Genomic DNA, 14,047 nt, shown 5'->3' on the forward strand with positions numbered 1-14,047 from the left:
AAATAGAATGAACACATAAAAAGGTACGTTATGGAAAACAACGAATACTATCCAATGTTTGTGGATTTGGATGGTACATATACTAAAACCGACCTATTATTCGAAAGTTTTTTTGCCGCATTAAAACAAAACCCCCTGATCATCTTTTACTGTATTCCTTGGCTATTAAAAGGCAAATCTCATCTAAAGTACCAACTGTCATTGAGAGCCGATTTAGATATGAGCCGTTTGCCATTAAACCAGCAATTAGCGTCATACATGGCCGATGAAAAAAAGCGTGGCCGAAAAATATATTTGGCGACCGCATCGAACGAAAAGTATGCGAAAGCCGTCGTTAATCAACACGCCATATTTGATGATTGTATATACAGTAATGAAAATACCAATCTCAAAGGTAGAGCAAAGTTAGAGAAGATCGAACGAATTAGTAAAAAATTCATTTATGCTGGCAACGACTCTATTGACTTCGAGATCTTCTCTCATGCAGAGCAAAGTGTTTTAGTTAATCCGACCTATCAAGCAATGAAGAAAGCACAGAACTTTAATATTGATAAAGTGTTTGATACAGAGAAGCCAAATTGGAGAATTTGGTTAAAACAGATACGGGCTCATCAATGGTTAAAAAACTTACTCGTATTCGTTCCGCTCATCGTATCTGGAGGGCTTTGGAACGTCACCACCGTCATTTGTGCGTTGTGTGCTTTTATTGCGTTCAGTTTTTTAGCATCAGCGACATATATACTTAATGACTTGCTCGACATTGAATCTGATAGAGCACACAGTAAGAAAAAATATCGGCCTTTAGCCGCAGGCAGCATCACCATTAAAGATGGGGTAGTGATGGGCTTTATATTGCTGTCTATTGCCTTGGGCATCTCTTTGTTTATTGGAGCAAATTTCACTTTAGTACTCTTGTCTTATTTACTATTGACGGTTTTGTACTCATTCAAAGTTAAGCAGTATGTGGCTATGGATGTGGTTACTTTGGCACTCCTCTACACGATTCGAATTCTCGCTGGAGCTGCGGCTATCGGTGTTGTCGCCTCATTCTGGTTGCTTGCTTTTTCGATTTTTATTTTCTTGAGTTTGGCATTAGTTAAACGTTGCTCTGAAATCCAAACGATGGAGACTGACGGTAAAACAAGAGCCAAAGGACGAGATTATACCGTTGAGGATTACGCAGTATTGAACAGCTTCGGTGCATCGTCCGCTTTGCTATCTGTTTTGATGTTCTGCTTTTACATCAACAATAACGTGCTAACCAATCAATACCAACAGCCCGACATTCTTTGGTTGATCGTGCCAGCACTATGTTATTGGTTAATGCGAATGTGGATTAAGACCCATAGAGGAGAAATGCACCATGATCCTATTATCTTTTCATTAAGAGACCGAGGGAGCTTGATTACAATTAGCTTCTGTGGACTTGTAGCGATAATGGCACAAATATCATGAATATCGTATCAATAGGACTTATTTTAGTTAGTGTGTCTTTCTCTGTACTCGCTCAAATATTATTGAAACACGGCATGTCTAACCCTGCAGTTCAAGCATCGTTCAGCTCCGGGATTGTAAGTGGTGTCACTTCCATACTGACTAATATCTTTGTGCTCAGTGGACTTTTTTCGTATGTATCGAGCGCAGCAATTTGGTTGGGTGTATTAGCTAAAGTAGATGTGAGTAAAGCCTACCCGTTCGTTGGGCTTGGATTTATCGGAACCATGCTATTCGCTTATTGGTTTTTAAACGAGCCGCTTACCATACACAAGGCAACTGGCACGCTGCTGATACTTATCGGCGTTTTCTTAATTTCTAAATAGAATGAACAGCAATGACTAGAGCTTCCACTTCGTTAATCCTGTTTATTGTCCTGTTTCTGTTATCGACTTTTTACCTTGTTACATTTGTAGGTAGGCCCATAACGGGAGACGATATATGGGGAGCCACCGCCATTCTTGGAAACCCTATAGAAGTGGTTATTTTTACTCTTAGGTGGGATCTTCACCCCCCACTCTACTATTCATTTCTAGACACTTGGGCGATTGCCGGGAAATCAGACCTATGGCTTCGCATGAGCTCGTCGTTTCTTCATGCATTAGTGACAGTAATAGGTTTTAACTATGTTTGGCGTAGGGAAAACTTGCTGGCCGCGCTACTTGTCACGGCGATTATTTTTTTCTCCCCCCTTTTGTTCGAGTTCAGCACCAGAATTCGAATGTATTCATTTATATCAGTGCTATCGATATGCATTTTCTACTCTATAGAGAAGTACAGAGAAACCGCTGAACAGAAGTACTTGCTGTCCGTTTTCATACTCGGGTTTATTTTGTCCTACTCTCATGCCATTGGTATTCTGTTCGTTTTTTTCCACTTTTGTTATGGTTTCCACTTCTTACTTAAAGATCAAAGTAGAGTCAAAATCTGGGTGATTCTTCATGCCATACTCGCACTGCTGTCACTGCCCGCCATATTGAATTCCATGCTTAAATCGGTCGGGCATGCAGTAGAGCCATCTATTTCAAATATTATAAACGTATTTATTCGTTTGTTTTTTCTTGGCGACCAACGCTTTTTGATATTGGCGATACTTTTGTTCTTACTTATTTTTATTACAAAAGTGGTTCGCCCCATTGTTGTTTGCTATATCGTTTTGCCCATCATTTTTTATTCGGTTATATCGTACACACTTAAACCTCTTTGGCTTCCGAGAAACTTTATCTTTGCATTGCCTATGATTGGTATTGCATTGGCGATATCGATCAATCGTCTAAAAATCCCTAGGCTCGCAAAATTATTGATTCCATGCATCTTAATTGGCATCTCTTTGTCCAACACAAGCTTTGTGGAGAAACGCTCTTCGTTTAAAGAGTTAGTTGACGTGATTCAGAATGAAAGTGATGGAGTGAAAATCTGTATAATATCGAAAAATACGCTGCATACTTTTTGGTCATTGCAACGTTACCTTAATACCCCTATTTGGGGTAATCCTATTGACGTTCAACCGCCTCTTTCTGACCGATGGGTGAGCATTGCCCAACGTTCCCCCGCATTTGTAAGCGCGGCGTTAAAGCTCTCCCCTCACCCTAACTATACAGATTCTGCTCAATGGGTTATTTCGTCTGGTAACACTAAGCGCTGTGAAGAACCAGATATCATGAATATCCTAATAATAAGCGATGATGAAATAGACCATGATAATCTTGTGTTTCAAAATGCGGGTTACAGTGTTTATCGTCAGGAGGTTCTACCTACGAACGAAAAAACAAACTATGGAAACGTCAATTCTCGATAAAATCACTGTCAGGAATTTTTACATACTTCGCATACTTGTTGTATAAAAAGACCTAATCAAAAAATCATTGAATATATATTACTGTAGTTTAACCCTTTTTTTACATCGAAAATAATGGCTTGGAAATTGCTTCCTATAGCTAGATACATGTGATCAAAGGAAACTCAGTGCGCAAACCATGGCCAGTTCTAGTCCTATTTTGTTTTCTTGTTGGCGTACATTCTGCGTCATACGCAACGCCAATTTTTTTAGAATATCCCTCGCCTAATCATAAACTCGATCTAATATTCACTGAGCCTGATTCCTACACTTTGCTAAAAGACTCTACCCATTTAAGCAGCGCTAGAGCGTCACAAGTTACAGCTTTTTCCGGTTCTGATAATTTGGAATCGTATTTTGTTCAAGATGTTGCGAGTCGCGACACGCTAGATGCCGAAAATGAGTTCTTTGATAATCACCCCTGGGTCGAAGTAGCTCAAGATCTCGTTACGAACTACGAAATACTGCCGGACGCACTAATCAACTGGAAAGTACAAGTAGACAATTTTATCTATGACAAGCCTATCTATTACACTGGAACCAAAACGAATATACCCTCAAAACCACACAACGATCACTATATCGAATGGCGCGTTTTTTTTGATTCTATCTACTTTACTTGGTTCAAATTTATTACAGTTACAACCGTGTGTATTTGGCTTCTTATTGATTGCTTAAAAATCAGAAAAAAAAGTCGGCGATACAGAAAGCGGCGTTCTGTATACCAACATAACTTCAAGTAAAGACACAGATTCCGGCCTGTTTAACTTTGAAATCTGCAATGGTTATCGATAGAGAGGCAAATTGAAAACAGTGTTTTTTATATCATTAACCACTTTCATGTGAGGGCCATCGTTCGTTAAATTCGCGCTGTTCTCAATGCTTTTTAAATCAATTGCCTGATAGCTTGAATAGATAAATGGGAAAAAGTTATCTTCGGTTTCTTGCTGTGTCAGAACGTCCTGTGATCGTATCGCATTACTTTGGTTACTTAATACAAAATAGGAAAACCTCGCCCCTGATATGTCAGCAGCCAAGTCGGATGTATCGAAGCCTGAACCGCCATGATTTGCATCGAAGAGTTCTTTTATTTCGCCTATGTTGTTAGAAAAAGTCTCGTTGCCCACACGCTCTAAAATCGCGGAGTACAAAAAATGCAAGGCCAAATCCCTTCTATCACCAAGAACGACATTTATTGATGATGCTCGCTTCATTTGCGACTTTAAATATTCAGGGTCGATTTTTACAAGTTCAGCAAAGCGAACATTGGCAAACGCTATAGCCGCAGACCAAATGGCGTATTCATTTTCTTTTATTGGGTCACTCTGCGAACTTCTCTTTTTCGCTAACCGAAATGCAGCATTGAAGATGCTCGACAGTGAGATATTAACGTGTTTTTTTACATCGACATCATCGAGAATGTAGTCAATGTAGGTACTGACGATAACGTAGTCTAGTTGGTAACTGGTATTGTTCTTGAAAGACTTGACCGTTGAAACAATAGCCTTGAGACCGTCTTTACTGTGTTGTTTAAAATGTCCATCTTTAGTGGCTTGCGTTGATACGACTCCAGATTCAATAGTAAGATTATTTAAACTTTGCAAAAATACGTCACTGATTGAAGCGTCGAAAAACACCTTTATTACATTATTGGCGAACCATTTTGCAAAATTGCCTGGCACATATAGATTGCCGATATGGCAACTATCGATAGAATTATGTCGGTCAGGGATAAGTAAACATGAGATATTGATATACCTCGATCTAAGAAAATGACTTAAGTCCAAAGTCCCTTTTACCAACATCCCACCTTGAGCCATACTAAAATCTGCATTGAGCCAAGGTGCCGCTTTTGAGGCCGTTTTGAAAATGGAACGTAACTCACTTTCTGTCAAATGGACATTAAATTGGGTATTTTCTGAAAATAATTCCGAGCTCACACCTCCATATGAACTCACGGCAACTTTCACATCCTCTGGCGTTGCGTAAGAATCGTCAACTTGAGCGTGGTCAGATACTATTAAGAAAAACAATACGATAATCACCAATACAGAAAAACTGAACAGGGTTAAGAGAAATACAACCGCCCTTTTTAACGAATTTTTGTCATTGTGCACAAGCTTTCCATTTCATGAATCAGTTTTTGTCTCTGCAACTGCATAGCTCTCATGTTTAGTAGACCATGTCTAACACGAAGCTGGCTCGGTTTTCTTTGTATTGGGAGCTATTAGCATGATTAAACGATAAGTCCCAAGATAAGCTTTGAGAAAACTGGTTGGTTAGCGAAATATCGTATAAGCGATAATAGTCATTACGATCACGTTCATTCGCTGATTCGAAAATATTTTTATCATAGTTGAAGCTACCAGATAATGATGTGTTTTTTGATAAGCGATGCGTTGCGGTAAGCGCAGCACCGTACAATTTACTGTCACCAATTTCACTCACTTCAGACAAAGAGTGCCTATCCATGGCTCTAACTTCGAACGAGAAAGACGTCCGTCTTAACGACAATATGGAGTTAATGCTTAACTCTTTTACCAGTTCATATTCCGCAATATCCTGACCATCAACTAAAAAACGTCGTTCAAAGTTTCTGACTTCTTCTGTATAAGTAATGGAATTCGTCATTCTTTTGCTTTGATGGCTCAACGAAAAATCGTAAGCATCACCAAAAAATCTGCGCGTGTAGTCAAATTCAACTAGTGTTCGAGAATTTGGGTTGAACACAAACGAACCACGCCAAAAATCTCGGTCATGGAACGAAAAATCGTAGCCAACCTCAAAGTACGATCGTTTATGCCAGTAGTACCTCATTGCAGGCCCCCAACTTCCTGACTCTACGGTGCTTCCGCCATCATCCGTGTAGCCCTCATAATAAACTCGAATCAAAGGACTCACACGCTTCATGGGTTGTAACCCAACTTCTTGCTCTATTGTGTAATCGTAATTTTGCTCATCGCTGTCCCTTGCCACACTCCGGTTATATGAGTAATCAGTTAGCCAAAACCAATTTTTCGCCTTTGTTCCATTTTGCAAGGTGATATCCGTTCCGAATCGGTTATTGTCTCCGATGGCATCTTCATTCGAGGTTACACCACCATCGACAGAGGCATAAAAGTCTATCCACCCCCTCGGATTGCTTTGGTATGACAACTGAGCATTCAGCGTTCGGGTTTCTATCGTATCACCTGAGATAATGTCTGCGTTCGCGTTATCTTCTATCGATTGAGCAATATTAGTAATTGAAGCATCGGCACTGAAATTAATATTGTCTCTATACAAGGCTTTATTTGCAAACAACGCAAGTTCGTTGAACAACTCATTACGACTCGAATCTACAGAATGGAGTGTTTGATAAGCGTCATAGTTAAAAGATAAATCGCCATCGTTACCATTAACAACGGCGGCAGCGCCTAATGACCATATAGAAACGACACCGCTACGCTCACCTTGAGAGGTTAAATCAATGTTGTCTGAGTAAGTTAAATCACTTGAGGCTGTCGCCGTTAAATCAACTTCTGAAGCTGTTGCCCCACTTACTGCCAAACCTGATATAAGCAAAAAAAGACACGCAGAGTTACTGTTTGACGTTTTAGCCATAGCCATACCCATAACCGTATTGACTCAACTTAGTATCAACGGACTTGTTAACAACAAATCCAATAGCCAATCGGCTATCTAGTTGCGATACTGCTTCTTTTATCGAGGACATTTTTGTCTTATTGTGTTCAACTACGACGACAACTTGGCCAACCAGTTTGGACAATGAAATGGTTTCAATCACGCCAAGTAGCGGCGGGCAATCAAATAAAACAATACGGTCGCTATACCTATTCGCCAACTCTTGTGCGAAGTCCAACATTTTGTCACTAGCAAGCAATTCATAGCTTAAATGGTGAGACTCGCCAGATGGCATTAGCCGCAGGTTTGGGATGGATGTGTTATATATGATGCTCTCAACATTAGATACATCGCCTGTGAGGTAATCAATTAATCCAGGTCGATTATCCACCTTGAGTGTTTTATTCACACTTGGGTTCAACACGTCTGCATCAACGAGTAACACGGATTTATTTTTTTCTAGAGAAAGCATGAGTGCCAAGTTTACAGAGCAAAATGTTTTACCCTCATTTGCTGTAGCACTTGATACCATGATGAGATTGCCATTTTTATGACTAACCGCTCCAGTTCCAAAGGCGTTATTTACTAACTTGTGTTTTATCGCACGGAACTCATCATTAACACGATACTTTCGACCATTATTCCGCACGCAAACCATTCCTTGGCTTTGCAAATACTCTTCATCAATCAAAATCGCCTCTTTCGTTTTTGATTGGCTTGTCTCAACATGCTCAGGAAACTCTTCGAATGCCAACGATGAGCCCTCGTCTGATTTTGAATTTTGCATATTTACCCTTATTCCATTATGAGTAATTATTTAATAAACGAATGTAGTCCTGTTGTAGGGTCTCGTATACCGATGGCACGAGATTTACCGTTATTGAAAATGCCAACCCGGCGAGTAACAGCATAGACATTAGAATGAACAAAAACAGTCTTCGTCTTTGTTGACCGAGCAAACCGGATGTTTCCGTTGCCGATACAACTCCGAATACTGGCACGCCTGTTAATCGATACAATTGGTGAGTGGATGACACGACTGGGCTGATTTGACTTGTTAAAAATGACACCCCTAAACCTGAACCAATACCAGCGATGAGTACCATGATTAAAAGTACTAATCGGTTTGGACCAGACGGTGAGGTAGGAATAGATGGCGGCTCTATGATCTTAAACTTAATGTCTTCTGAAGCTGAACCTACGCTGTGTGAAATTGAAGCGCTTTCGCCACGTGAAAGGAGATCTTCATACTTTCCTTTCGTAATATCGTAGTTCCTTGTCAATGATGTCAGCATGGCCTCTACATCAGGCACAAGATCTAGCTTACTTTTAATGTCTGAAATTTTCTGTTGATGTTTTTCGACACGAACTTCAAGAGATGCGATCTCGTTGTTCAGTTGGTTAAACGTAATTTGGAGATCTTGGTAAACAACATTGTTAATCAAACTATCATCGACTGATAGACGCCTTAATGAGCGGGCTCTAAGCTGTTTTAACTCGTTGAGTTGTCTTTTTGTTTCAACCACATCCGGATGTTTCTCTGTGTATCGAAAAAGTAAATCATCAAGGCGAATTTCAACCGCTTCCACTCGCTCGTCATACTCCGTCTGAACATTTCGCACCTGACGTCTTGAGTTTGCTTTTTCTCTATCCAGTTGTACTCTAACTTCTTCCACTCTTGATCTCGCCTCTTTAAGTGCCAGTTCAGCATCTTCTAGCGATAGCTTTTCGTTTTCTAAGTTCGAGTAATAGCTTCTGTCACTACCGGGCATAAAGCCGATGTATTCCCGCTTAAATTCCGCCAGTTCTTTTTCTGCGTCGATCAAACGTCTCTCGTAGTAATCGATTTGCTCATTGATCACATCATTCGCTTGTTCAGCGTCTAAGCGCTTATCGCCTAGCGTACTCTCGATAAAGACATTTAACGCGGCCTGAACGACTCTCTTGGCATAGACAGGATTTTCTCCAGTGTAACTGATCGTGTAGAGGTTATTTCTACCCGTTGACTGAATTTTGATGCCAGATTTAAGTTCATCCAATATTTTGTCATATTCCTCGGGAGTATTGGCTTTAACATTTGCATCGACTTCTTTGCCGATGATCTCGAGATTTCGGCTATTGAGCAGTGTTTTTGCCATCAAGTTAAGTTTTTGCGATGGGTCCGTCTGGATAGCGAGGCCGCGCAGTAAAGGTCGCAAAATAGATTGAGTATCTGCGTAAACTTTGGCTTGTGAAGTGTACTGATTGGGCATCATGGTCACGGCTAACCATCCTATGGGACAAATAATCCACGCAAAAAGGATGATATAACGTCGTTTTAACCATATTCCTTGCAGGTAATTGACGATAACTTTCATTTGGTCTTGCATGCTGACTTCTTCCTTGTCTAGAACCACGCTTCCGGAATAATAATGATGTCACCAGGCAAGATATCGACGTTCGCTTGAATATCGCCATCTCTCATTAGGTCATCCATCTTCAAACCAAACTCTTTTTGCTCCCTATTAACAACGCGAATGAGTCTTGCGTTGTTCCCATCAGCGAAATCGGTAAGCCCTCCAACTTGAATCATCACATCAAACAAAGTCATGTTTTCTTTATAACTGATCGCCTGAGGTTGGACCGCTTCGCCCATTACACGGACTTGTTCGCTGAACGGCCCGACAAAATTCTGAACTGAAATCGAAACGATTGGATCTCGAACGTAGACCGAGAGTTGGCTTTCAAGCTCTCGGGCTAAAAATGTAGGTGTTTTCCCCGCAGCGACAACGTCATCGACAAGTGCGGTAGAAATCATGCCATCTGGTCTAACCGTATAAACTCCTGATGCCTCAGGGTTACCCCATACGTATATATCTAGTGAATCACCAGGACCGATTAAATAGCGATAATTGCTAATATCTTGGGTCAAAGAGGGATGTACCGTTGCGGTAGGCAGTGTTGGCAGATTATTCGCTGAGCACCCGAAAAGTAGTGAAATACAAATCAATACAAATACTTGCTGAAAGTGATTAATTACAGTTTGTCTTCCATTCATACATGCGTCCTTAGAATTCCTTTTCTCACATAGTGCATGTTCTTACCACTATCACTGTGATGTTAATCATGCAAAATGCCTAGTATCGCTAGTAAATTGTATCTCCTTACTAAAAATCAAATTAGATTCTTAGCTATGTAAGGATCTAATATAGAACAAGATTTTATAATGTGCATAGTTCATGATTTAAATATAGTGCGTTCATAGGAAATTGTTCTATTTTCTTCAATGCTGCCAATAAATAACAAGTTTTCTCTAGATAAAATTATTAGTAACTTACTGAAAGTTATATTAATGCTATCTTCTACTAAGGAAAGTTGAGAAACAAAACTGCATAAACCGTAATGGATTTGATATTTCTATTTTGGATAGTGGATGTTGTTGGTAACTAAGACAAAAGTGCTACTTTACACTCTAACAACAGTAAATCATCGGAGGATTACCACTAAGTGTATGATGGGTAATTAACCATAAAACAATGACTTAAAAGATTAAAGTGGATGATAAGATTCAAGGTATTGACTCAATTACATTAGGACGAACATTTAGTCATGTTTCAGAAATATCGGGATTATTTTTTAGCACTATGTCGCTAATATGAGAATGGTCGTGAAGTTTGTTTTCAAGTTGGATTTACTTGAAAAACGCGTCTACGTTTTAAAATATCGTTTTTGATAATGCACGTAATACACTAACATTGATTTTAAGTACGCTCTAAATTATGTCAGGGATTTGATATGTCTAGTGCAAAGTTTCATGGATTGAACACGAATAATACCGTGATGATAGTTACTGATTTTATTATGATTTTCGCCAGTTTTATACTTACGTTATTCTGTGCGAAGTTATTTGTCAGTGATTTTTATTTAAGTTACTCAGATATCGAGATTTATCTGCAATTTTTTGTATTTTCCATCCCTCTGCATTTAATACTGCTTGGTGTAGGCCTATACAATGAGAAATTGAGAGAGCGCTTTAATGGTATCGTTTTACGTATTTTCGTCGCCATCATCCTAGGGTATATATTGACCAACATTCTCAGCCAAATGTTCACAAAGACATTTTTCCCTCACTCGTTCAATGAGTTATTGTTTTTCATCACTTTTTTGACTCTTTGTAATTGCCGTTTCATGATCATTAAGCTTGGGTTAAACCAGTTGTCTAAGCGACGCGTTCTTGTTCTTGGTTCTGGAAAGAGAGCGAGCATCATTGAGCAGTGCATGCGAAGAAAATCGGATCGTATTGGTCTTGAATTTGTTGGTTTCGTTTCAGTAGAAGGTGATGCTGAAAATCAAATTAGAGCCGAGCAAGTACTAACTGTCTCTGAACCTCTCGAAACCTATGTCCTAAAGCAAAACATCAATGAATTGGTTATTGCAATCGACGAGCGCCGAGACAATCTGCCCATCGAAGCGCTGCTTCAACTCAAACAAGTTGGCGTTCAAATTACTGACATCATTGAATTTGTTGAAAGAGAGACTGGGCAGGTGGCGGTAAACTATTTGACACCTTCTTGGTTCCTATTTCAAAACCATCGCTCGAAAAATCAATGGCGTACTAATGCCTATTGGCTTTTTAATAGCTTTGTTGCGCTTTCTATTGCGTTGATTACCTTACCAGTCATGCTTATTACCGTCTTTGCAATGAAGATGGAAGGCGGTAGACACTTTCCTGTTTTGTACTCTCAAGAGCGCGTTGGCTTAAACGGTAAGCGATTTTTTATCTACAAATTTACCAGCATGCGAACCGACGCCGAAAAGAATGGCATTCAATGGGCGCAAAAAGACGACCCTAGGACGACGAAAGTTGGCAAGTTTATTCGCAAATACCGCATCGACGAATTGCCTCAACTTTACAATGTCATCAATGGTGATATGTACTTTGTTGGCCCCCGACCAGAAAGACCCCAATTTACGGAAGGGTTCAGTAGCTCCATCCCCTACTATAACCAAAGACACAATGTTAAACCTGGATTAACCGGATGGGCGCAGCTCAAATATCCTTATGGTAGTAGTGAAAAAGATGCATTAGAGAAGCTCAAATTCGACCTTTACTACATTCGAAATCGTAACTTTACGTTGGACTTACTCATTTTGTTAAAAACATCAGAAATTATTCTCTTTGGAAAAGGTCGTTAATTCTATGTCTGATGGACGATTCTACGACACCTCAAAAGCAACATGTGCGATGACCGTCGATGTTGAAGATTACTTTCACGTCGCCGCCTTTGACAAAACGATCCATCGGTCAGACTGGGGGATAAAATACCCCCTGCGAGTCGAACAGAGTACTCATAGAATTTTGGAACTATTCGATGAGCATAACGTGAAAGCAACATTTTTTATGCTGGGTTGGGTGGCAAACGTGTGCCCAAGTCTAGCGAAAGAAATCGTAGACAATGGGCATGAGCTAGCAAGCCATGGTACTCATCATCAAAAAGCAACCTCACAGTCGCCAGAAGCCTTTCGCGATGATGTTTATCGCTCTAAAGCCTTGCTCGAAGACATTACAGGGGTACCGATCAACGGCTACCGAGCACCAAGCTTTTCTATCAACCCAACCAATGAATGGGCATTTAGCGTTTTAGCTGAATTAGGGTTTGTGTACAGCAGCAGCACTTATCCTGTAAAGCATGACCATTATGGTGCGCCAGATTGGCCAAAATCAAAGTATCTGCGGCCTGAAGGCATATATGAACTACCAATTCCAACGCTCTTTAAGTTTGGTCGTAGTATCCCTATTGGGGGAGGTGGTTTTTTCCGACTTTATCCATATCAATTAAGTAAAGCGCTGATTACGAACTATATTAATAGGACGGGCTTACCTTATAGCTTTTACTTTCACCCTTGGGAGATTGATGAACACCAACCGCGTATCGCCGATGTGCCCTTAAAATCACATTTTCGACACTACCTAAACCTCGGCAAAATGGAAGATCGAGTTAGGTATCTATTAACGGATTTTTCATGGAATACGATGAGCCATGTTTTCCAACTGGATGGACGAACGAATGACTCTACCACTGCAGATCAGAGAACTGAAACCCCAAGATATGCAAGCTTGGGACGAATATGTCGATAATCATAAAGATGGCACTTTTTTTCATCTAACGGGTTGGTACAAGGTCATCCAATCCGTATTCAAACACACACCCCACTATTTACTCGCAGAAAATGAGGGCACTATAGTTGGTGTTCTGCCACTTTTTGAGCAAAAAAGTCACTTTTTTGGGCATGCGCTTATCTCGACTCCATTTTGTGTTTATGGTGGTGTGTTAGCGGATTCCGACGCTATCAGGCATAAGCTTGAGAAAGCTTCACTCAAACTTGGTTCATCACTTAACGTTGATTATGTCGAATTGCGTGATAAAGACCAACGAGAGGCAGAAGAGCCTTGGGTGACACATTGCCAACATGCCACATTTTCATCCGTTCTTAACGACACGCCAGATCAAATCCTTACCGACATTAAGCGAAAGCAACGAGCGGTTATACGCCACTCGTTAAACAATGAGCTGCAATGGGACAACCAAGACAATACAACGTTGTGTTACGACGTATATGCTCAAAGTGTTCGCAACTTAGGTACGCCGGTATTTAATAAGAAGCTATTTGATTCTCTCAAAGACACGTTTGGCCATCGATGTGAAACCTTAGTGATTAACGATAACAATGGAAATCCTGTCTCGAGTGTATTGAGTTTTTATTATAAAGACACGGTTCTCCCCTACTATGGCGGCGGAACAACAGATGCCCGCGAGTTAAAAAGCAACGACTATATGTACTATCAATTGATGTGTATGGCGCGTGGCAAAGGCATGTCGAAGTTTGATTTTGGCCGAAGTAAAAAGGACTCTGGCTCTTACAAGTATAAAAAACACTGGGGCATGCAAGAAGACAACCTGCACTATCGAATTGCACTCATTAAAGCAAAAGATTTGCCCAACCTCTCGCCAAACAATCCCAAATATAAATTGCTTATCGGGCTTTGGAAGAAAATGCCACTTGCCCTTTCTCGTCAAATTGGTCCACAGCTTTCCAAGTATCTAGGGTAGA

At 40.3% G+C, this 14,047-nt stretch carries 12 protein-coding genes; 7 read left to right on the forward strand and 5 right to left on the reverse strand.

Translation table 11 applies throughout. The annotated features are described in order from the left end of the window. The first annotated feature begins 30 nt into the window (after window positions 1-30). From VA249_RS23485 to VA249_RS23500, 4 genes are all read left to right on the forward strand, one after another. Entirely contained in the window at window positions 31-1,455 is a 1,425-nt protein-coding gene (locus tag VA249_RS23485; protein WP_221072653.1) for a UbiA family prenyltransferase, read from the forward strand. Then, window positions 1,452-1,820 carry an EamA family transporter gene (locus tag VA249_RS23490; protein WP_128813625.1) on the forward strand — a complete coding sequence of 123 codons (369 nt, stop codon included), beginning with the start codon at window positions 1,452-1,454 and terminating at the stop codon, window positions 1,818-1,820. The genes VA249_RS23485 and VA249_RS23490 overlap by 4 nt, the downstream gene beginning before the upstream one ends. Before the next feature lie 11 nt (window positions 1,821-1,831). Beyond that, window positions 1,832-3,292: a hypothetical protein gene (locus tag VA249_RS23495; protein WP_221072655.1), complete on the forward strand. Its 1,461-nt coding sequence runs from the start codon at window positions 1,832-1,834 to the stop codon at window positions 3,290-3,292. A 167-nt stretch (window positions 3,293-3,459) separates the two neighbouring features. After that, the gene (locus VA249_RS23500) at window positions 3,460-4,074 is read left to right on the forward strand and encodes a hypothetical protein (RefSeq protein WP_221072658.1); all 615 of its coding nucleotides are present in this window, start codon (window positions 3,460-3,462) and stop codon (window positions 4,072-4,074) included. Between the two features lie 42 nt (window positions 4,075-4,116). Here VA249_RS23500 and VA249_RS23505 read toward each other — a convergent pair whose 3' ends face one another. From VA249_RS23505 to VA249_RS23525, 5 genes are read right to left on the reverse strand one after another with little or no spacing between them, the layout of a single operon-like run. Next, on the reverse strand, window positions 4,117-5,448 hold the full coding sequence (locus VA249_RS23505) for a hypothetical protein (protein WP_221072660.1): 1,332 nt from the start codon (window positions 5,446-5,448) through the stop codon (window positions 4,117-4,119). A gap of 55 nt (window positions 5,449-5,503) precedes the next feature. Further along, window positions 5,504-6,934, reverse strand: coding sequence for a porin family protein (locus tag VA249_RS23510; protein WP_221072662.1), 1,431 nt, complete (start codon window positions 6,932-6,934; stop codon window positions 5,504-5,506). After that, window positions 6,927-7,742 carry an XrtA-associated tyrosine autokinase gene (locus VA249_RS23515; RefSeq protein ID WP_221072664.1) on the reverse strand — a complete coding sequence of 272 codons (816 nt, stop codon included), beginning with the start codon at window positions 7,740-7,742 and terminating at the stop codon, window positions 6,927-6,929. Before VA249_RS23515 ends, VA249_RS23510 begins: the two co-directional genes overlap by 8 nt. 16 nt (window positions 7,743-7,758) lie before the next feature. Next, window positions 7,759-9,324, reverse strand: coding sequence for an XrtA system polysaccharide chain length determinant (locus VA249_RS23520; protein WP_221072362.1), 1,566 nt, complete (start codon window positions 9,322-9,324; stop codon window positions 7,759-7,761). A gap of 17 nt (window positions 9,325-9,341) precedes the next feature. Beyond that, window positions 9,342-9,992 (reverse strand): XrtA/PEP-CTERM system exopolysaccharide export protein, encoded by a 651-nt coding sequence (locus VA249_RS23525; RefSeq protein ID WP_221072364.1) that lies wholly within the window; start codon window positions 9,990-9,992, stop codon window positions 9,342-9,344. 737 nt (window positions 9,993-10,729) lie between these two features. Here VA249_RS23525 and VA249_RS23530 point away from each other — a divergent pair. The 3 genes from VA249_RS23530 to VA249_RS23540 are packed head-to-tail and all read left to right on the forward strand — an operon-like array spanning window position 10,730 to window position 14,046. Continuing rightward, window positions 10,730-12,130, forward strand: a complete 1,401-nt coding sequence (locus VA249_RS23530) for a TIGR03013 family XrtA/PEP-CTERM system glycosyltransferase (protein WP_221072366.1) — start codon at window positions 10,730-10,732, stop codon at window positions 12,128-12,130. Between the two features lie 4 nt (window positions 12,131-12,134). Further along, window positions 12,135-13,073, forward strand: a complete 939-nt coding sequence (locus tag VA249_RS23535) for an XrtA system polysaccharide deacetylase (RefSeq protein ID WP_221072368.1) — start codon at window positions 12,135-12,137, stop codon at window positions 13,071-13,073. Beyond that, window positions 13,003-14,046, forward strand: coding sequence for a FemAB family XrtA/PEP-CTERM system-associated protein (locus tag VA249_RS23540; RefSeq protein ID WP_221072370.1), 1,044 nt, complete (start codon window positions 13,003-13,005; stop codon window positions 14,044-14,046). The genes VA249_RS23535 and VA249_RS23540 overlap by 71 nt, the downstream gene beginning before the upstream one ends. The last annotated feature ends 1 nt before the right edge of the window (window position 14,047 follow it).

It is taken from the genome of Vibrio alfacsensis (assembly GCF_019670485.1).
GTDB lineage: Bacteria > Pseudomonadota > Gammaproteobacteria > Enterobacterales > Vibrionaceae > Vibrio > Vibrio alfacsensis.